Raw genomic sequence first — 20,850 nt, 5'->3', positions numbered from 1 at the left:
TGATGATCTATTTTATCTCATCTACTTTGGATCTTACTTCAGATTCTGTTCCTTCAAATTCAAAAGTCTCAGTAATTTCTTCTCCGTTTTCAGATTTAGTTACTACAACGTATGCGGTTACATAATCATTTTCAGAGTTCTTCTCCATTTTAACTTCTTTCGAGATCATTTCAGAATTAACATCAGAAACCATAACCGTTTCCTCCTGATTTGGAATATCACCTTCAGTATGTCCTCCAAGAATCGGAGCGATCACAAGACCGATCAAACAGGTAAGCTTAATAAGTATGTTCATTGATGGTCCTGAAGTATCTTTGAAAGGATCACCTACCGTATCACCAGTTACCGCTGCCTTATGAGCATCAGATCCTTTATAGGTCATTTCACCATTGATCATAACCCCAGCTTCGAATGATTTCTTAGCGTTATCCCAGGCTCCACCGGCATTATTTTGGAAAATAGCCCAAAGTACACCGCTTACCGTTACTCCAGCCATATATCCTCCAAGCATTTCGGCAATAAGAACATTTTCGTAACCGAATAACATTGGCAGGAAAGCGATCAAAATCGGGAATCCAATGGTAATCACACCAGGTAATAACATTTCTTTAAGTGCAGCTTCAGTAGAGATCGCCACACATTTATCGTATTGAGGTTTTCCTGTTCCTTCCATGATACCAGGAATTTCTTTGAACTGTCTTCTAACCTCTCTAACCATTTGCATGGCTGCTTTACCAACTGAGCTCATAGCCAGGGCAGAAAAAACTACCGGCACCATTCCTCCTACAAATAGCATTGCGAGAACTGGAGCTTTAAAAATATTAATTCCGTCTATTCCGGTAAAGGTTACGTAGGCCGCGAAAAGAGCTAAAGAGGTTAATGCTGCCGAAGCAATTGCAAAACCTTTACCAGTCGCGGCAGTAGTGTTTCCTACTGAATCAAGAATATCTGTTCTTTCACGAACTTCTGAAGGCAATTCACTCATTTCAGCGATACCACCAGCATTATCAGCAATTGGTCCGAATGCATCAATAGCAAGTTGCATGGCTGTAGTAGCCATCATAGCTGAAGCCGCTAACGCTACTCCGTAGAATCCTGCAAAAGCATATGATGCCCATATCGCCACAGCGAATAGTAATATTGAAAAGAAAGTTGAGATCATTCCGGTTGAAAGTCCGGCGATGATATTAGTCGCGGCTCCGGTACTTGAATTCTGAACAATTCCAAGAACCGGCTTTTTACCAAGACCTGTATAATATTCGGTAACTGCCGAGATCACTCCACCAACGATAATACCTACAAGTGAGGCGTAAAATACATTTAGAGAGCTGATAGAAACCATCTCAAAACCATCCTGGCCTCCAACAAAGAATCCCATGGTCATAGGTTCTGCAGGCAACATCCAGGTTACAAGGAAATAACTTGCAATAGCAACCAGTATTATAGAAACCCAATTTCCGATGTTCAAAGCTTTCTGAACCTCAGCTTCTTTTGCGTCATTAGAAGAAATTCTAACGAGTAACGTTCCGATAATAGAAATAATAATTCCGGCACCGGCAATGGCCATTGGTAAAAGAATTGGTCCTATTCCGCCAAAACCTTCAGAGGTAATATCTCCTCCCATGTCTTTTATGATGTAGTTACCAAGAACCATCGCAGCCAAAACGGTCGCCACATAACTACCGAAAAGATCGGCACCCATTCCGGCAACATCTCCTACGTTGTCTCCAACGTTATCTGCTATGGTTGCAGGGTTACGCGGATCATCTTCAGGAATTCCAGCTTCTACTTTTCCAACAAGGTCGGCTCCAACATCGGCTGCTTTGGTATAGATACCGCCACCTACTCGAGCAAAAAGCGCGATAGATTCAGCACCTAATGAGAAACCAGCTAAGGTTTCCAGAACCACGGTCATCTGTTCTGTATTTGTCCATTCTCCTCCCATAAAATAGTTGAAGAAAAGAATGAAAAATCCGGTAAGACCTAGAACGGCAAGGCCAGCAACTCCAAGTCCCATAACGGTTCCTCCTCCAAAAGAAACATTTAAAGCTTTTGGAAGGCTGGTTCTGGCAGCCTGGGTTGTTCTAACATTTGTCTGGGTTGCGATCTTCATCCCCATATTTCCAGCAAGAGCTGAAAAAAAGGCTCCAAAGATAAATGCAACTATAATAAGGTAGTGTGTGGTAGGCACAAAGTACGCAATAGCAGCCAATGCAACACTGGCACCAATCACGAAAAGAGTTAATAATTTATATTCTGCTTTTAAAAAGGCGAGGGCGCCTTCATAGATGTGAGATGAGATTTCTTTCATTTTCCCGTCTCCGGAATCCTGTTTCATCACCCAGGATCTTTTGACCCACATATAAATGAGTCCGATTACCGCCAGCACAGCAGGCATATAAATCATTATTGCTTCCATATTTTAGCTAGGTTAATTTGTTAATTATTTATTAATGCCCGCTAATGTAGTAAATTCAGCAATAATTAAAAAAGCAATAACTTTTTAAGGTTATTGCTTTTAATATCTCAATATATATGGAAAATATTTATGATTATATACCGAAGCGTGATTTATCACCTTCATAGTTCTCAAAACGCTCAACACATTGTCTAATGATCTCGCGTGCTTCACTAGCATCTCCAAAATCACCGGTATCAACCTTTTTCTTTTCAAGATCTTTGTACACTTTAAAGAAATGTTCGATCTCCTTGATCATGTGACCATTCAATTCCTTAAGGTCATTAAGTCTATTCCAGATAGGATCTGAAACCGGCACACAGATGATCTTCTCATCAGGGCCTTTTTCATCTGCCATGTGGAATACACCAATAGGCTTAACTTCCATCACTATTCCAGGGAAGGTAGGCTCTGTAACCAATACAAGCACATCTAGTGGATCTTCATCCAGTGCTAAAGTGTTTGGTATAAAACCATAATCTGCAGGATACATCATAGAAGAGAAGATCATCCTGTCATAACGTACCTTCTTTAATTTAAAATCATATTCGTATTTGTTTCTACTCCCTTTTGGGATCTCGATCAATACATCAAAAGTATCAGACATTGTTTTTGTTTTCTTCATTAAAATTAAAGGCTGCAAATATAGTTAATTCTGATCTTTAAAACCTTAACTAAAAGTGAAATCCGAAATCTATTGTAAATGCCATGGATCTGGCATCGGGATTATCAAAATAATTTCCACGGAAATGGACGTCAAATCGCATGACTTTAAAGATGTTTCCTATACCTACACTGTATTCATAAAAGGGATCTGAATCTGGTGCGATCAATGGCAAACCTGAAGCATCGATATCACGGCTCTCCTGAGAAATATCTCCGTAAACCGCTCTAAAGCCGACAAGCTCACGCAAGTTCAGCTCACGAAGTAACGGAATTCTTGAAAAAATACGACCATTAAAATTATGATCGATATGGATCGCTGAATAAGAATCGGTTACAAATTCGTAGAAATCCAGGGTTGGAAAAGTATTGTATAGTGCAAAATAAGTCTGGTTACCTGGAACCACGCTTAGCAGTCCTAAAGGTATAGCTCCAAAGGTTTTTCCCGCCTCCAGACTAACATTAGATCTTCCGAGACCACCAACCAACAAAGGCTGATTATAAAAGAACTGCAATTTCTTATACTCAAAATCACTTTTGAAGACATCTTTAATACCCAGACTGTAATTCAGGAATATCGTAGGAAAATCTTCTTCATTAATAACATTTCGTTCCACTCCAAAACCTGAAACCTTTCTACCCGGAGTCCAGGTTAAAATAGTGGAAAGTTCAGTCTGGTTAATTTCAGAATCAACGATCGTTCTATCTTCGTCCACATAATAGTCGAGGCTGAATTCAGGAGAAGCAGGTTTTAAAACCCGATAATTCGCTCCCACCCTAACCTTAAAATTCTTCAATGGCTCCATTTCGATCGCGAAAACACTCAGATTAATAGAACTCAATTTATCATTATCACCAACATTCAATAATGATGAGGAAGCAAGACTTCTTCCAAGAACATCTGTTGAATTGGTAAGGCTCGTTCCTAACTGTTCAACATCTCTCCTGTTTCCTCCTGTTAGAATCAACCTGGATTTATGATCCAGTAATACCTTTCCTGAAATTCCATATTTGAATTTCTTGTCTTTAAATCCGTACGCACCGTAAGCTTCTATCCTCCAGGGATCATTTTGTCCAAAGTATGTTCTTCCTCCAAACCTTGTTCTAACTCCTTCCACATCATTAAATCCGAAGGTGGAATAAACAGGGCCGTAATCCCAGCCATCAAATTCTACATATCCAGATTGAGCGATGGTAGCGATATCATATAATCTATTAAAAGCTTTTGTTTTGGTAAGACTATCCAGCATTACATAAATACCTTCCTCATCTTCATTCAACCTTTCCATTCGATTCTCTGCCCAGAACTCTTCACTTCTACTGTAAGCTTCAGATTGTGGATTATAAACCGGTTGTTGGTAGAATGAAGCAGCCTTCTCCTTATTAAATTCATATTCATCATATAATAAGGTCCTTTTCGCATAAATACCCCTACTGGTCTTTTTCTTGTTCAGACCAAAATCTGCCATGAAAAAATCCTTTGTAATAACAAATACTGAATCATTAAGAACTTTGAAATCCTGTTCTATATATACCTGTTTGATCCAGTTGATATTTACATCCTTGGTAGTTTCAAGATTGATATTCTTAACCGCCCAGGTGGTATCATTTACCCAGAAATCTCCTTTAAAGGTCAGCTCATTTTCCCGCCTTGGATAATAGACAATATTATAACACCATTTATTGTCTACATAAGCACTATCAGATAACACATAATTATAGGTATCAATCCCGGTGGTGGAAATAGGACTTACAAAGCTCTTATCGAAGAATTTGATGTAATTCTTATAAATGTCATAATCGTCATAAATATCTTTCACATATTCAATCAGGTTTCTGTTCTGGCTAAATCCTGAATTCTTATTTCCCAGTAGAACTTCTTTTTCCTGATTCAGTATATTATCACCATAGACCTTATTTAGCGATTCATTTATGAACATGGGTAAATAGGTCTTACCGGTGACATTATTTGTATCGGCATAATCAAATATGAATTCCATACCATTAAAAATACGACTCTCAATGAGTGTGCTATCTATGGTATTGATATCGAATTCCAGTTTTTCATATTCCTTATATGAATACTGGTCAAATGCTTTCACTCCGTTGCTTCTCCTGTTTTCCCATACCCTTTTCAGGATATCTATGGCAGGATTGTTCTTTTTTGAAGTTTTTCCACGATAGATCACCACCTCATCGAGACTGGACGCTTCCTGCTCCAGAGTGATCTCCATTTTCAGATTTACAGAGGACTCTAAAGGAACTTCCAAAGTTTTGTAGCCGATGAAAGAAACTATGATCGTATCAAAATTCGCATCAGATTGAAGGTAGAATTCTCCATCTTCATTGGTAGTTGTACCGGTTGAAGAATTGGCAAAAACAACATTGGCAAAAGGAACGGTTTTTCCGGCATCATCATTTACTACTCCTCCAACCTTAGTTTGCGCCTGGAGAAAGTTGATACCGATAAAAAATATGAATAAAAAGTAGGCTTGTTTGCTCATTATAGGATAAAAAAAAACTTCATCTAAAAGATGAAGTTTCAAAGATAAGTTGATTAAGGTTACTTATACATTACCTTTTTCACAGCTTTAACAACATCTTCACTATTAGGGAGCCATTCTTTAAGAAGACCCGGTGAATATGGAGCCGGAGTATCGGCCGTATTCAGTTTTACAATCGGAGCATCCAGGTAATCGAATGCTTTAGATTGCACCTGATATGTAATCTCAGTAGCAACATTTCCAAAAGGCCATGCTTCTTCAAGGATCACTAATCTGTTTGTTTTCTTCACTGATTCCAGGATAGCATCATGATCCATAGGACGAACCGTTCTAAGATCTATGATCTCGCAGGAAATATCTTCTTCAGCAAGTTGTTCTGCTGCTTTATATGCTTCTTTAATAATCTTACCGAAAGAAACGATGGTCACATCTGTTCCTTCTCTCTTAATATCAGCTTTACCTATTTCAATTAGGTATTCCTCTTCCGGCACTTCACCTTTATCACCATACATCTGCTCACTTTCCATAAAGATAACAGGATCGTTATCACGAATAGCCGATTTTAAAAGTCCTTTCGCGTCGTAAGGGTTAGAAGGTACGATCACTTTTAAACCAGGAGTATTTGCATACCAGCTTTCAAAAGCTTGTGAGTGAGTCGCCCCTAACTGACCTGCAGAACCTGTAGGCCCACGAAATACGATTGGAATATTGAATTGTCCACCGCTCATCTGTCTCATCTTAGCAGCGTTATTAATGATCTGGTCAATTCCAACTAGAGAGAAGTTGAAAGTCATGAATTCAATAATAGGTCTGTTACCGTTCATTGCAGATCCAACTCCAATACCAGCAAAACCAAGTTCAGCAATTGGAGTATCTATAACTCTATCAGGACCAAATTCGTCTAGCATTCCTTTAGAAGCCTTGTAAGCTCCATTATATTCAGCAACTTCCTCTCCCATTAAATAGATGCTGTCATCCAGACGCATTTCTTCGCTCATCGCCTCTGCAACGGCTTCTCTAAATTGAATTGTCCTCATTATATAATATCTTATTTTTTATTCCTGCACAGCAAAAATAGTAATTCATAAAGGTATATACCATATTTGCTGATTAAAATTTTCGTAAGTCTTTTATTCTCCATCACTCTAAAAATTCATAAATAAGATATCTCAAAATTTTAGACATTATTATGAATTATCCACAGTAGAGTTGAACAAATTCTAAAAATCACTTAAAATACACGTTATATTTTATATTAAATTTATTATGCATGCATAGCTTTTTTTGATTAAAAATACTTACCTTCGTCAACGAAAACGTTTTATTAAAAAAAAGAAACTTATATATGAAAATCTTAGTATGTATTAGTCACGTGCCTGACACTACATCGAAAATCAATTTCACTGATGGAGACACCAAATTTGACACTAATGGTGTTCAATTCGTAATTAACCCTAATGATGAATTTGGTCTTACTAGAGCGATGTGGTTTAAAGAGAAGCAAGGCGCGAGCGTAGATGTTGTGAACGTTGGTGGTGCTGAAACTGAACCTACGCTTAGAAAAGCATTAGCAATTGGTGCAGACAGCGCAATTAGAGTGAATACTCCTGCAACTGATGGATTTCAGGTTGCGAAAGAACTTGCTAAAGTTGTAAATGATGGTGGATACGATCTAGTAATAGCGGGTAGAGAATCTATTGACTATAATGGAGGAATGGTTCCTGGAATGTTAGCACAGATCATCAAAGCAAATTTCATCAATAACTGTATCAGTTTAGAGATTGAAAACGACAAGGCAAAAGCAATTCGTGAGATAGATGGTGGTAAAGAGACTTTATCTACATCCCTTCCATTGGTTATTGGTGGACAGAAAGGACTGGTAGAGGAAAGTGATCTTAGAATTCCTAATATGAGAGGAATTATGCAAGCGCGTAAGAAACCTCTAAATGTGGTAGAACCTGCAGATACTTCAGTGAAAACCGAAGCTGTGAAATTTGAAAAACCAGCTCCTAAGGGAGATGTAAAACTTATTGATCCAGAAAACCTTGATGAATTGATCGATCTGCTTCACAACGAAGCTAAGGCGATCTAATCATATAAATACGGATCAAAAGGAATTTCAAAATTTAAAATCAAAAGAAAATGTCAGTTTTAGTATATATAGAATCAGAAGAAGGAAAATTCAAGAAAGCTTCTTATGAAGTTGCTTCTTATGCCAAAGGAGTGGCTGATAAGATGGGGACATCTGTTACCGCAATCGCTTTTAACGCAGAAGATGTTTCTGAACTTGGAAAATATGGTGTAGAAAAAGTTCTGAATGTAAAGAATGATAAATTAAAGAACTTTAACGCTGAAGCTTATTCAGATGCCGTTAAACAGGCAGCAGAAAGCGAAGGAAGTAAAGTTGTAGTTCTTAGCCAGAGCGCAAATAGTAAATACTTAGCGCCACTATTGGCAGTACAACTGGAAGCAGGATACGCTTCGAACGTAGTTGAATTACCAGAAAGTACAGATCCATTTACGGTGAAAAGAACAGCTTTTACAAATAAAGCTTTCAATATCACAAAGATCTCTACAGACATAAAAGTTCTTGGTCTTTCCAAGAATGCTTACGGACTAAAAGAGTCTGAAGGAGCTGCAACAGCAGAAGATTTCAATCCAAGCCTTTCTGAAGAAGATTTTTCAGTAAATGTAGAGTCAGTAGATAAGGCAACAGATAAAGTAACTATCGCAGATGCAGAAGTTGTAGTATCTGGTGGTAGAGGACTCAAGGGACCTGAAAACTGGGGAATGGTAGAAGAAATGGCTGATATTCTTGGAGCTGCTACTGCTTGCTCTAAGCCGGTAAGTGATATGGGATGGAGACCGCACAGCGAACACGTTGGGCAAACAGGAAAACCTGTTGCATCTAACCTTTATATTGCTATTGGTATTTCTGGAGCTATACAGCACCTGGCAGGTATCAATGCCGCTAAAACTAAGGTCGTGATCAATAACGATCCAGAAGCGCCTTTCTTTAAAGCTGCAGACTACGGAGTAGTTGGAGACGCCTTTGAAGTTGTACCTAAGCTAAATGAAAAATTGAAGGAATTTAAAGAGAAAAACGCATAATTTTCATAAATTGCGAGCCATAAAGGGGCTGTCTAAATTTGGTAAATGTCCTTATTTTAGACAGCCTTTTTAATTTTACTGAAGTATGAGTTTAGTGCGACTGAATATCAAGGGAATATCTTATAGTCAAACACAAAACGGAGCTTACGCATTGATTCTCAACGAAGTTGGGGGTGAACGCAAGTTGCCTATTGTGATCGGGGCATTTGAAGCACAATCAATTGCAATAGCCTTAGAGAAAGAGATAAAACCTCCAAGACCTCTTACCCACGACCTTTTCAAGAACTTTTCAGACAGATTTGCAATCGTCGTTAAGCAGGTAATTATTCATAAACTGGTAGATGGTGTGTTTTATTCGAGCCTCATCTGTGAGAGAGACGGGATCGAGGAAATCATTGATGCCAGAACCAGCGATGCTATAGCATTAGCACTAAGATTTGATGCTCCAATATTCACTTACAAAAACATTCTCGATAAAGCCGGGATTTACCTGAAGGCTGAAGAGAAGCAGCGTGAGCAGGACGAAAAAGAAGAGGAAGAAATCATTGAGGAAGAACTTCTGAAAGAGGAAATTGAATTAAAATCTGATGATTCTACAGATTATAAAAAAATGTCTCTGGAAGAACTAAAAGAAATGCTTGCACAGGCTGTTAGTCACGAAGATTACGAAAAAGCCGCCCGCTTAAGGGACGAAATTTCCAAAAGAAAATAACCCGAAATGAATAAAATCTGGTGTTGCCTCATCCTGATCGTATTTTCTATTACATCAGCTTCCTCACAAACAATTTCTAAATCCTGGCAACTCGACACATCGGCAGACAGCATTAGTCAGGAAACTGCATTTGGCGGAGCAAAACAATTAAATTTCAAAGAAGGTCAGTTTAACTTCCTGGCTGAAAAAGATGGTGATACTCTGGCTACAGGTGACTACCTGTATCAGAACAAACTACTGGTTCTTTTCTATAATAGCCCAAAAGACACCATTCAAAATTTAAGAATTTCTGAACTTACAGATTCGAATATGATCGTCACTTCTGGTAGATCAGAATTCAGTTTGAATGCACAGGATCAGGAAGCTTCAGAAGTGATACCTGCTGAAACCGCGAAGGAAATGATCCCAAGCGCCGGGATAAGCACGTCAAGTATTACGAGAGGTGTTATTGGTATGTTCGCTTTGATCTTTATCGCATTCCTTTTTAGCAGCAATAAAAGAGCCGTAAACTGGAAAACTGTTGGTATTGGCCTGGCAGCACAATTATTACTAGCTATTGGTGTTTTAAAGATCACCGTAGTACAGAAAGTATTTGAATTCGTTGGAAATATCTTCGTACTTATTCTTGACTTTACCGCCGCTGGAAGTGAGTTTCTACTTGGTGGAATGATGGATGTGGATAGTTTTGGATTCATATTCCTATTCCAGGTTTTACCAACAATTATATTCTTTTCAGCCCTAACATCGGTACTTTTCTACCTTGGAGTGATCCAGATAGTAGTAAAAGGAATGGCCTGGGTTTTAACCAAATTATTGGGTATTTCAGGACCTGAAAGCTTAAGCGTTGCAGGTAATATTTTCCTGGGACAAACCGAAGCACCCTTAATGATCAAGGCATATCTTGAAAGAATGACCAGGTCTGAGATCTTGCTTGTAATGGTGGGAGGAATGGCTACCGTTGCTGGTGGTGTACTCGCTGCCTATATTGGATTTTTAGGTGGAGATGACCCTGAACTTAGATTACAATTTGCGAAACACCTTCTGGCTGCATCTGTTATGGCTGCACCGGGAGCAATAGTAATTTCAAAAATTCTTTATCCGCAACAGGAATCTGTAAATACAGATGTAGAAGTTTCTTCGGAGAAAATCGGTTCAAATATTCTGGATGCCATTGCCAATGGTACGACAGAAGGTTTGAAACTTGCTGCAAACGTAGCAGCGATGCTACTTGTTTTTATTGCATTCATTGCTATGATCAATTATATTTTAGGATATATTGGCGGCCTTACAACCTTGAACAGCCTAATGGCTGAATACACGCCTTATTCTAAGTTCTCTCTGGAATCTATTCTGGGAATCATCTTCGCGCCACTTATGTGGTTAATTGGTGTTGCCAAGGAAGACATGATGCTTATGGGGCAATTGCTAGGAATAAAGCTTGCTGCTAGTGAATTTGTAGGATATGTTCAGCTCGCAGATCTTAAGAATCCAGCAAATGCTTTAAGCCTGAATTATGAGAAATCTGTGATTATGGCTACTTATATGCTATGTGGATTCGCCAATTTTGCTTCTATAGGAATCCAGATTGGAGGGATTGGATCACTAGCCCCGGGACAGAGGAAAACACTTTCTGAATTCGGAATGAAGGCTCTAATTGGTGGAACTTTAGCATCTTTACTTTCTGCAACTATCGCAGGAATGATCATCGGATAACCCATAAAAAACAATCTTAGTTTTTAGAAAACTTTCTAATTTCATTTTCTTTCAGGTGAGTTATAAACTCTAAATTGCCTGTCGGTCTAAAATTAAATATTGTGATTAGACCACAAGCAAATCTGGCTGTAGAAAATGAGTGAAGAAAAGACCAAATCTGTATATCGCGGTGAAGAAGCCCAGTGGCCCCATCATATTCCTTTGAAAGGCTGGATAGATATTGGTAAACGTGTATGGCACGAAATGAAAGTTGATCATGTGCAGATCGTTTCTGCCGGAGTTGCTTTCTATTTTTTTCTTTCCATTTTTCCAACCATTGTTGCGGCAATTTCAATTTACAGTTTGGTACTAGAGCCTTCGCAGATCCAGGACCAGATATCCCGACTAAACCTTATCCTTCCAGAAAAGGCCTTCGGAATGATTAGCGATATTTTGAATCCGGTAATTCAACAAACTCGCAAAGAGATTGGATGGGGATTAGTGGTAAGTATTTTAATTAGTATCTGGAGTGCAAACAAAGGCACAAATGCTTTATTTCAGGGAGTTAATATCGCTTACGATGAAATTGAAAGCAGGAATATTTTCAAAAAAAACCTAATAACCCTTCTTTTTACCTTATGCGGACTGGTATTAGGCCTGATAAGCTTATTAATAGTGATCTTTTTTCCACTGCTAATAGATAAGATAGGTTTTACCAAAGAAATTGAAGATGTTTTAACCTGGTTTAGATGGGTCATTCTGGGACTAATACTTATCTCTACTTTGAGTATGGTTTATAAGATCGCACCAAATAGAAGAAGTCCACGATTTAGATGGGTTAGCTGGGGCGCATTTCTAGGAACAGGATTGTGGCTTGCAGGATCTATGGCCTTTTCTTGGTATGTAAGTAATTTTGGTAGTTATGATGATCTTTACGGAAGTTTTGCGGCCGTAGCAATTCTCATGCTATGGTTATTCCTAACAGCTTTTATCGTTTTAATGGGAGCTGAGATCAATTCTGAAATGGAACACCAGACGCGTTATGACACTACCATAGGAGCTGAAAAGCCCATGGGCGAACGTAATGCCTGGCATGCAGATCATTGTGCAGTAGATGAAAGTAAAGATTAGTTGATACTAAGTTGATAACTCTTCCCTATTCCATTTAAAATTCAGCCCTGTTTTTTACTCATTTTGTTATTTTTATTGGAATTAAACCTGAAGTATTTCCGATAAAAATATGCTCCTATGAAACAATACCACGACCTTCTGAATCATGTTCTGGAACACGGCGCGCAGAAAGGAGACCGTACCGGTACGGGAACAAAAAGTGTATTTGGTTACCAGATGAGATTTGACCTCAGCAAAGGCTTTCCTATGGTTACCACAAAAAAATTACATCTGAAGTCTATAATCTATGAGCTTTTATGGTTTCTGAAAGGAGATACTAATATTGACTATTTAAAAGAAAACGGTGTACGCATCTGGAACGAATGGGCCGATGAGAATGGTGATTTGGGTCCTGTCTACGGTCATCAATGGAGAAACTGGAACAGTGAGGAAATAGATCAGATAAAAGAGATTGTTCATACATTAAAAAATAACCCGAATAGCAGGAGAATGCTGGTTTCTGCCTGGAATCCTTCAGTTTTACCAGATACTTCAGTTTCATTTTCAGAAAATGTCGCAAATGGCAAAGCTGCACTTCCACCCTGCCATGCCTTTTTTCAGTTTTATGTGGCCGATGGAAAGCTTTCCTGCCAGTTATATCAAAGAAGCGCGGATATCTTTTTAGGCGTACCTTTTAACATTGCTTCTTATGCTTTATTAACCATAATGATGGCTCAGGTTTGTGGTTATGAGCCGGGTGATTTTGTTCATACCTTTGGGGATGCTCATATTTACAGTAATCATATGGAACAGGTAGAGCTTCAATTAAGTCGTGACCCACGGCCTCTTCCAAACATGAAGATAAACCCAGAGGTAAAAGATATTTTTGATTTTAAGTTTGAAGATTTTATATTGGAGAATTACGATCCGTATCCTGGCATTAAGGCCAAGGTCGCGATCTAGTTTAACCTTATAAAATTTTTAAATTATTATGAAGAAGTTAATTGTTATTACATGTTTTTTACTTGGAGGCGTTGCCCTTTCTAATGCTCAGCAAACATCACCTGTTTGGCCGGGTTGCGAAAACAGCGAAGATGTAAAAAAATGTTTTAACCAGAAGCTATCTCAACATGTGAGTGAGAATTATGAATATCCTCAAAATGATGCTGGAGAATATATTAGAGGAAAGGTAACTATTTCATTTGCTATAGATGAGAATGGCGAGGTTGTTGTAAACTCTATAGAAGGTGATGAACCTAAAGTTAAACAGGCAGCAAAGGAAATGATCATGGAGATCCCAAAAATGCAACCGGGAACTCTTAATGGTGAAGCCGATTCCAGAACTTTTACGGTTCCCTTCAATTTCTAATTAAAACTAAAAAATACTATGAAAAAATTATTCATTATCGCATTGATGTTTACAGGCCTTAGCACTTTTGCACAGGATGACGTTAGTGTAAAAGGTAATTCGGTAACCATGAAAGAGACAGCTCCAGTATGGACCGGTTGTGAAGATAGTTCAGATACCAAAGCCTGCTTTAATAAGATGCTAATGCAGCACATTAAAGAAAATATCAAATATTCTAAAAATTCTAAAGGTGAATGGATTCGCGGAAAAGCGATCGTGAAAATGGAAGTGAATGAAGAAGGAAATGTGGTAGTAAATTCTGTAGATAGTAAATACCCTGAGCTAAAAAAGGAAGCTAAAAGGCTTATGGAATCTATTCCAACCATGACCCCTGGTAAGCTCGGAGGTAAAGCAAAAGCTATTAAATACACCATTCCTTTAACATTCTAGAATGAGAGAATTTAGTGTATTTTTACTTTTAATTTTAAGTATTACAATAGCTAGATCTCAAGAATCAAATAATTTAATTTCATGGGAGGACGTTCAATCACCTCCCATTTTTTCTGGCTGTGAAAATGCAGATTCTTCAGATAATTGCTCTAAAAAATCCCTGATCAATTTTATAAAAAATAATTTTGATTATGAGGCAATACCTGATTCTATTGCTAGTCCAGCGATTAATTTTAAATTAATCATTGGCACCAATGGGAAATTGAGATGGTCTTCTGTTCAAACAGAAAATCCCGTTGTCAAAAAGGAGGCAGAACGCATTCTGCAATCTCTTCCACAGTTAAAGCCAGGTTACCAGGATGGAGATCCTATGAATGTAATGACCAACATTCAAATTTTATTAAATAGAGTAACTGATATAATGGAATTTAATTTGGTTGACACTCCTCCAATTCCACTAAACTGCAAAAAAGCATCGAATAAAACTAAATGTTTCACTGAATCAGTTTCCAGATATGTCAATTCACATTTTGACACCAGATTAGTATTGAATTTAAGGGGAAGTCAGAACATTTTTCGAACTAACATAAGTTTTGTAATCGACGAAAGCGGCGAAATCAAGAATATTAAAGCCACTGGAGATAACGAAATTATGAATAATGAAGCTATTAGAGTTGTAAAAGAGATTAATAAGATGGAACCAGCAATTTATAATGGTAAGCCAGTTAAGGTGAGTTTTCAATTACCTATAGTTATTGGCAGGAGCAGCCGTTGATACTTTAACTCCACCTTAACGACTGATTAGCAAAGTCATTTTCAAAAAATTGTAAATTTGAGTGATACCCTAAAGTATCACTCTTTTTTTATGCTTTCACAAAAAGAACTAATTCAACTTTTTAAAGAGACTAGGCTGGATTCGGAAAAGATTTGTTCTTTTCTTGAAACAGAAGATTATGTTGTGCAGCCGGTGGAAAATGTTTCTCCACCAAAATGGCACTTAGGCCATACCACCTGGTTTTTTGAAGAGTTCGTTTTAAAAAAATATGCTAAGGATCATCAGCTTTTTGACGAGAATACAGCTTATGTGTTCAATAGTTATTATGAAAGTGTAGGCGAAAAAGTGATCAGGACAAACCGCGGTAACCTTTCACGTCCTACAGTGGCATGGATTTATAAGTTTAGAGAATATGTTACCAAGGAAATGCTGAAACTCCTTCAGGAAACCGAACTTGATAAAGAAGCTCTGGAGGTTGTGGAAATTGGTTGTCATCATGAAAAGCAACACCAGGAATTGCTATATGCAGACATCAAGTATATACTAGGCAACAATCCTCTTTTCCCTAAATATAACGATGATTTTCAGGAGAATCTAATCGAAGATTTTGACAGAGAATGGATAGATGTTTCCGAAGGTATATATAAGATAGGTCATAAGACCGATGATTTCTGTTATGATAATGAAAAGGGAGTACATAAAAAGTATTTATGCGACTTCAGCATTTCTAATAAGCTGGTTACAAACCAGGAATTTATTGAATTTATAGAAGCCGGAGGATATAGTGACGTTCTTCTCTGGCATGCCGAAGCATGGGACTGGCTAGAAACAAACAAGATCGATGCTCCCTCCTACTGGCATAAGATAGATGGAAACTGGCATCAATATACTTTAAACGGACTTAAAAGACTTGATCTAAAAGCACCGGTAACGCATATTTCGTATTACGAGGCTTTCGCTTATGCGCAATGGAAAGAGATGCGACTTCCCACGGAAGAAGAATGGGAAACGGCTCAGGAACAATTCGCCTGGGGAAGCCGATGGGAATGGACCGAAAGCGCTTATTCCCCATACCCTGATTATAAAAAACCAGAAGGAGCCCTTGGTGAGTACAATGGTAAATTTATGGTAAATCAAAAAGTATTAAGAGGAGGATCTGTTGCAACCTCCCGTAACCATACCAGGTTTACATACAGAAACTTTTTTCATCCACAGCTGAGATGGCAGTTTACAGGCTTCAGACTGGTCAAATAAAATTTTATGAAAAACCCAACGGAAACAATGTTTGAAACGGCCTTTGCTGAAGATACCTATAAAGGTTTAACCACCTATCCAAAATATTTACTATCTAAATATATATATGATAAGAATGGAGATAAGCTTTTTCAGAAGATCATGGAAATGCCAGAATATTATCTCACTTCCTGTGAATATGATATTCTGAAACTGAATGCAGAAAGCATATCAAAATCTTTCAGTAGTGATTCCGGGTTCGATCTAATTGAACTTGGTGCTGGTGATGGTAAAAAAACCAAGATCTTACTGAAAGAACTGATCTCGAAAAAATTTCATTTCGACTATCTCCCGATCGATATTAGCCGAAATGTTCTTGAGGAGCTTGAAGAGTCATTGAAAAAAGAGATCCCAGAAGTAAATGTCAACATTCAGGAAGGGACTTATTTTAAAACGCTGGAAAAGCTTTCAGAATATAATACTCGTAAGAAGGTCATCATTTTCCTTGGAAGTAATATTGGTAATCTTTCTCATAAGGAAGCGGTTGAATTTCTTGAAAATATTGCGCAGGCGATGAGTGAAGATGATATGTTGTTTATGGGATTTGATCAAAAGAAAAATCCTCAGACCATACTTGATGCTTATAATGATCCCGCTGGAATAACAGAAGAGTTCAACAAAAATCTACTAGTAAGGATAAATCGTGAACTCGAAGGAGATTTTGATACCGATAAGTTTCTTCATTGGGAATCCTACGATCCGGAAACCGGAACAGCCAAAAGTTTTCTTGTAAGCAAAGAGAAGCAAACTGTGAAAATCAAGAAACTGGGATTAGATATAAATTTTGATGCCTGGGAAAGTATCCACACCGAAATATCTCAAAAGTATGACGATTCTATCGTGCACTGGCTAGCCGATGAAGCCGGCTTAAAGGTTGAGAAATCCTTTGGCGATAAGGAAGACTGCTATAAAAATTATATCTTTAGAAGAAAGTAACTTCTAAATCTATTAAGCATGAAAGCTGTCTGGAATGACACGATAATAGCTGAAAGCAACAATACCAAAATCGTTGAAAACAACCATTATTTTCCTCAGGAGGATATAAAGAAGGAGTACTTCAAATCCAGTAACGAACATTCAAGATGTCCCTGGAAAGGAAAAGCCTCTTATTATCATATTGAAGTTAATGGGCAGACCAACGAAAATGCAGCCTGGTATTATCCTGAAGCCAGTTACGCAGCAAAGCCAATTGAAAATCATGTGGCTTTCTGGAAAGGGGTAAAAGTGACCGAATAATACTTAAACGATCACTACACTATTATCTGAAGCTGCAAAATCGTTCCATTTATAATCATCAGCTTCAGCATCATTAACCCATTCGCCATCTACGATATATTTAAACTGATATTCATTATCAACTGGTAATGTAAACTGACCTATGAATTTTCCGTTTTTGTATTTTTTAAGTTCCGTTAAACTCCAGTCATTAAAATCTCCGGCAACCTCAACTTTAGTCGCCTCTTTGGCAGGAAGACAAAATGTGATCTTACATTCCGGCTTCGATTTTAGATATTGTTTAGTTATAGACATGCTATTTGAATTACAGGTTTTACACTTCAAATTAAAATAATAAACACCTATAAAACAATATAAATCAGTGCATTAAAGTCACTTTTTCGAATATGAAAATTTATTCTGAAATTTTTAATGAAGTTGAAAATACGCAAACGATATAATAGATTTTTTATCAAATTATTTCGCCTAAAATCAATGCGAGAACGATGCTAAATTTTCAAAACTCTGAAAAGTTTATCCAGATCCTGATCTGAATTGAAGTAGTGAAGACTAATTCTTATACCATCACCCCTTTGAGAAGTAATAATCCCTTCTTCTCTTAAATTATTAAAAAGCTTTTCATCTCCTTTAATATTGAAAAGGGAAGAAAAATCATCACGACCTAAAGTCCATTTTTCAAGCAATCCCGCACTTGCAAACCTATCCCTGGCGATCTTCTTTAAATGATCTATCTGTTTACTGATATTTTCAATACCCTTTTGTTCTATAAGATCCACCGCAGTTTTGAGACTTCCGAAATTGAGAGTATCGTAATGACCGGGTTCAAATTTACCAATAAAGTTACCTTCATGAGCCTTGTACTTTCCCTGCAAGGATCCGAAACCAAGATGCTTAGGAGATAATTTCCCCTGGATACTTTCATTAAAAAGCATGAATCCGTTACCATAACCCGCATTCATCCATTTATAGCAGCTGCTAATTACAACATCAATCCCTGTAGTATCAAAATTGAATTGTTCTGTTCCGAAGTATTGTGTGCCATCAGCGATCAGGATAAGATCAGGGAAACGCTCCTTTAGTTGTTTTAAAAATTCAATGCTAAGCTTGACACCGTTTATATACTGTACGATGCTAAAAGCAAAAAAATAAGGTTTTTCCTTTTCTATCTGCTCAATGATATTATCTTCCAACTTTTCATTCAATTCAGCATATACAACCTCAAAATTTCTGGACTCAACCGGCCAGTTAATAGATGGATAATCGTTCTTAATTAACAGCGCTTTTTTAGGTTTATCAAGACTTTCCAAAACCGAATTGAAGCCATACGAGAAATTAGGAATTAAAGCGACTCGATTTGGTGCACATTTCATAAATTCTCCCAGACGCTCCCTCACTTCGGTAAGCATCTCCCCCATTTTTTCTTTTAATATGCTACCCTGGATCAAAAAATCCATATCATGATCCTGCCTGAATTCCCAAACTCTTTCATGTAAAAGTCCGGAGGCCGCCGTGTTTAAATAAGTATATTGTTCTAATACCGGGAAGCCTTTTCTTAAATTATCCATAAGCCTTTGGAAGTTCTTTTTATAAAAATGTAAATTTGAAACTACACTAATGTAACTGTTATTATGTTTTCTAAAAAGAAAAACACTTCAGAAGTAGATTACGAACAGCGCGAGCTTTACGAAAATGCAAGAACCAGGGCGAAACAAAAAAAGCGTCTTTTTCAGCATTTTGTAGTATTTCTAATTGGTGCGGTATTCCTTATTGTACTTAATGTAGTGATTGGCTACCAGGAAGATTTTAAACCACTTGGTTATAATTGGTTCGTTTGGGCAGTTTTACTCTGGACCTTATTATTCCTAATCCATTTCTTTAATGTTTTTATAGTAAACAGTTTCATGGGAAAAGAATGGGAAACTAAACAGGTGGACAAACTGGTGAAAAAGCAAAAGGCCAGAATTGCCAAACTTCAGGAACAGGTGGAAAAAGATCATCCTTTACAAGAAAGAACCAAGGCGAATATCAATGTTGAAAAAACAGATAATTCCAGGAAAATAAGTCCGGAAGATCCAGAAAGACCTATAAACAGCTAAGAATACATGCTTACAATGATCGCTGCTGCAGCAGAAAATAATGCTTTAGGAAAAGACAATGACCTTGTGTGGCACCTGCCAGACGATTTTAAAAGGTTCAAACTTCTTACATCTGGACATTACATCATCATGGGTCGAAAGACTTTTGAATCTTTCCCGAAATTATTACCTAACAGGACTCATGTGATCATCACAAGGCAGAAAGATTATAATCCAGACAATACCATCGTGGTTGGATCTCTAGAAGAAGCTATTAGAGTTTCGAAATTAGATGATCAGGCTTTTATTATTGGCGGCGGTGAGATCTATAAAATGGGTATGGATCATGCTGAAAGAATTGAACTTACAAGAGTGCATGGTGAATTTGAAGCAGATACTCATTTCCCTGAAATAGATGAAAGAAAGTGGAAACTTGTAAAGGAAGAATTTCATGAAAAAGATGAAAAGCACGATTATTCCTTTACCTACCTAACCTATGATCGCAAATAATACGAAGGAAATATTACATGAGATCGCAACAGACTTTGGAGAAAAGCTAACGGGTCTCTCAGCTCTGACCGGTGGAGATATTAATGAAGTTTTTCTGATAGAAACAAATTCCGGCAAATTCGTGGTTAAACTAAATGACCACAAAAGATTTCCAGGCATGTTTGATGCTGAGAAATCAGGTCTGGAAAAACTACGAGAAACCAAAGCTATAGATATTCCGGAAACTTTCAAGACTGGCATTTCAGTCTCAAAATCCTACCTAATCCTTGAATTCAAAGAATCTGCCTCAAAGACTGGAAATTTCTGGGATTTGTTCGGGGAGCAAATGGCTCAATTGCATCTTAACACTTCAGAAGAATTCGGGTATGAAAAAGACAATTATATTGGAAGTCTTCCTCAATACAATGAAACCAGAACTTCTGCCGCAGAATTTTATATCGAAATGCGCTTACAGCCGCAAATAGAAATGGCCGAAAGAAAAGGATTCGATTTAAAGATCCCGGCTAGTTTTTATAAGAATTTGGAGCAATTGATTCCAAATGAACCGGCGTCCCTCGTACATGGGGATCTCTGGAACGGAAATTTCATTACCAATTCAATTGGACAACCTTGCCTAATAGACCCTGCAGTTGCCTATGCTCCGCGTGAGATGGATCTGGGAATGATGAAACTCTTCGGCGGTTTCAACGAAAGCCTGTTTGAAGTTTATATGGAAACCTATCCTCTTCAGGGAAACTGGCAGGAAAGAATACCATTATGGCAATTGTATTATCTGCTGGTTCATTTGAACATTTTTGGGGCAGGTTATAAATCTCAGGTGACTTCAATCATTCGTAAATACAGCTGATTTTACAATTCTTAACAGGAGCTATTCTTTTTTTAGGACTTCATTAGCGCATCAACCATACATTCT

The 20,850-nt window shown here is 37.7% G+C and carries 21 protein-coding genes; 15 read left to right on the top strand and 6 right to left on the bottom strand.

Features of this window, described 5'->3' with window-relative positions; translation table 11 throughout:
* Nucleotides 1–7: 7 nt before the first annotated feature.
* From RE431_RS02465 to RE431_RS02450, 4 genes are all read right to left on the bottom strand, one after another.
* Nucleotides 8–2,419: a sodium-translocating pyrophosphatase gene (locus RE431_RS02465; protein WP_309560371.1), complete on the bottom strand. Its 2,412-nt coding sequence runs from the start codon at nucleotides 2,417–2,419 to the stop codon at nucleotides 8–10.
* A 133-nt stretch (nucleotides 2,420–2,552) separates the two neighbouring features.
* Nucleotides 2,553–3,065, bottom strand: a complete 513-nt coding sequence (locus RE431_RS02460) for an inorganic diphosphatase (RefSeq protein ID WP_309560370.1) — start codon at nucleotides 3,063–3,065, stop codon at nucleotides 2,553–2,555.
* A 67-nt stretch (nucleotides 3,066–3,132) separates the two neighbouring features.
* Nucleotides 3,133–5,625 (bottom strand): DUF5686 and carboxypeptidase-like regulatory domain-containing protein, encoded by a 2,493-nt coding sequence (locus RE431_RS02455; RefSeq protein ID WP_309560369.1) that lies wholly within the window; start codon nucleotides 5,623–5,625, stop codon nucleotides 3,133–3,135.
* 59 nt (nucleotides 5,626–5,684) lie between these two features.
* Nucleotides 5,685–6,662: a pyruvate dehydrogenase complex E1 component subunit beta gene (locus tag RE431_RS02450; protein ID WP_309560368.1), complete on the bottom strand. Its 978-nt coding sequence runs from the start codon at nucleotides 6,660–6,662 to the stop codon at nucleotides 5,685–5,687.
* A gap of 308 nt (nucleotides 6,663–6,970) precedes the next feature.
* On the opposite strand from RE431_RS02450, the gene RE431_RS02445 reads away from it, so the two are divergent.
* From RE431_RS02445 to RE431_RS02390, 12 genes are all read left to right on the top strand, one after another.
* A complete protein-coding gene (locus tag RE431_RS02445; protein ID WP_309560367.1) occupies nucleotides 6,971–7,717 on the top strand; it encodes an electron transfer flavoprotein subunit beta/FixA family protein in 747 nt (248 codons plus the stop codon).
* Between the two features lie 50 nt (nucleotides 7,718–7,767).
* Nucleotides 7,768–8,736 carry an electron transfer flavoprotein subunit alpha/FixB family protein gene (locus RE431_RS02440; protein ID WP_309560366.1) on the top strand — a complete coding sequence of 323 codons (969 nt, stop codon included), beginning with the start codon at nucleotides 7,768–7,770 and terminating at the stop codon, nucleotides 8,734–8,736.
* 85 nt (nucleotides 8,737–8,821) lie between these two features.
* Nucleotides 8,822–9,448: a bifunctional nuclease family protein gene (locus RE431_RS02435; protein WP_309560365.1), complete on the top strand. Its 627-nt coding sequence runs from the start codon at nucleotides 8,822–8,824 to the stop codon at nucleotides 9,446–9,448.
* Between the two features lie 6 nt (nucleotides 9,449–9,454).
* Nucleotides 9,455–11,161 (top strand): NupC/NupG family nucleoside CNT transporter, encoded by a 1,707-nt coding sequence (locus tag RE431_RS02430; protein ID WP_309560364.1) that lies wholly within the window; start codon nucleotides 9,455–9,457, stop codon nucleotides 11,159–11,161.
* 135 nt (nucleotides 11,162–11,296) lie between these two features.
* The gene (locus RE431_RS02425; protein ID WP_309560363.1) at nucleotides 11,297–12,271 is read left to right on the top strand and encodes a YihY/virulence factor BrkB family protein; all 975 of its coding nucleotides are present in this window, start codon (nucleotides 11,297–11,299) and stop codon (nucleotides 12,269–12,271) included.
* 117 nt (nucleotides 12,272–12,388) lie between these two features.
* Nucleotides 12,389–13,213, top strand: a complete 825-nt coding sequence (locus RE431_RS02420; RefSeq protein ID WP_309560362.1) for a thymidylate synthase — start codon at nucleotides 12,389–12,391, stop codon at nucleotides 13,211–13,213.
* A gap of 28 nt (nucleotides 13,214–13,241) precedes the next feature.
* Complete coding sequence (locus tag RE431_RS02415; protein WP_309560361.1) at nucleotides 13,242–13,619, top strand: energy transducer TonB; 378 nt, start codon at nucleotides 13,242–13,244, stop codon at nucleotides 13,617–13,619.
* Nucleotides 13,620–13,637: 18 nt separating this feature from the next.
* Nucleotides 13,638–14,048 carry an energy transducer TonB gene (locus tag RE431_RS02410; protein WP_309560360.1) on the top strand — a complete coding sequence of 137 codons (411 nt, stop codon included), beginning with the start codon at nucleotides 13,638–13,640 and terminating at the stop codon, nucleotides 14,046–14,048.
* 1 nt (nucleotide 14,049) lies between these two features.
* Nucleotides 14,050–14,823: an energy transducer TonB gene (locus RE431_RS02405; protein ID WP_309560359.1), complete on the top strand. Its 774-nt coding sequence runs from the start codon at nucleotides 14,050–14,052 to the stop codon at nucleotides 14,821–14,823.
* Between the two features lie 90 nt (nucleotides 14,824–14,913).
* On the top strand, nucleotides 14,914–16,077 hold the full coding sequence (egtB, locus tag RE431_RS02400) for an ergothioneine biosynthesis protein EgtB (RefSeq protein WP_309560627.1): 1,164 nt from the start codon (nucleotides 14,914–14,916) through the stop codon (nucleotides 16,075–16,077).
* Nucleotides 16,078–16,083: 6 nt separating this feature from the next.
* Nucleotides 16,084–17,052 carry an L-histidine N(alpha)-methyltransferase gene (locus RE431_RS02395; protein ID WP_309560358.1) on the top strand — a complete coding sequence of 323 codons (969 nt, stop codon included), beginning with the start codon at nucleotides 16,084–16,086 and terminating at the stop codon, nucleotides 17,050–17,052.
* 18 nt (nucleotides 17,053–17,070) lie between these two features.
* Nucleotides 17,071–17,352, top strand: coding sequence for a DUF427 domain-containing protein (locus RE431_RS02390; RefSeq protein WP_309560357.1), 282 nt, complete (start codon nucleotides 17,071–17,073; stop codon nucleotides 17,350–17,352).
* Between the two features lie 3 nt (nucleotides 17,353–17,355).
* On the opposite strand, the gene RE431_RS02385 is transcribed toward RE431_RS02390, so the two are convergent.
* Both RE431_RS02385 and RE431_RS02380 read right to left on the bottom strand, forming a co-directional pair.
* Nucleotides 17,356–17,646 carry an isoamylase early set domain-containing protein gene (locus tag RE431_RS02385; RefSeq protein ID WP_309560356.1) on the bottom strand — a complete coding sequence of 97 codons (291 nt, stop codon included), beginning with the start codon at nucleotides 17,644–17,646 and terminating at the stop codon, nucleotides 17,356–17,358.
* A 194-nt stretch (nucleotides 17,647–17,840) separates the two neighbouring features.
* Complete coding sequence (locus RE431_RS02380) at nucleotides 17,841–18,917, bottom strand: aminotransferase class V-fold PLP-dependent enzyme (RefSeq protein WP_309560355.1); 1,077 nt, start codon at nucleotides 18,915–18,917, stop codon at nucleotides 17,841–17,843.
* 63 nt (nucleotides 18,918–18,980) lie between these two features.
* On the opposite strand from RE431_RS02380, the gene RE431_RS02375 reads away from it, so the two are divergent.
* The 3 genes from RE431_RS02375 to RE431_RS02365 are packed head-to-tail and all read left to right on the top strand — an operon-like array spanning nucleotide 18,981 to nucleotide 20,784.
* Nucleotides 18,981–19,448, top strand: coding sequence for a 2TM domain-containing protein (locus tag RE431_RS02375; RefSeq protein WP_309560354.1), 468 nt, complete (start codon nucleotides 18,981–18,983; stop codon nucleotides 19,446–19,448).
* 6 nt (nucleotides 19,449–19,454) lie between these two features.
* Nucleotides 19,455–19,937 (top strand): dihydrofolate reductase, encoded by a 483-nt coding sequence (locus RE431_RS02370; protein ID WP_309560353.1) that lies wholly within the window; start codon nucleotides 19,455–19,457, stop codon nucleotides 19,935–19,937.
* Entirely contained in the window at nucleotides 19,924–20,784 is an 861-nt protein-coding gene (locus tag RE431_RS02365) for a fructosamine kinase family protein (protein ID WP_309560352.1), read from the top strand. Before RE431_RS02370 ends, RE431_RS02365 begins: the two co-directional genes overlap by 14 nt.
* Nucleotides 20,785–20,850: the final 66 nt, after the last annotated feature.

Origin of the sequence: Christiangramia sediminicola (assembly GCF_031344135.1) — a bacterium.
GTDB lineage: Bacteria > Bacteroidota > Bacteroidia > Flavobacteriales > Flavobacteriaceae > Christiangramia > Christiangramia sediminicola.
Note: the sequence above shows the minus strand (reverse complement) of the source record. Positions and strands in the feature narration are given on the sequence as shown.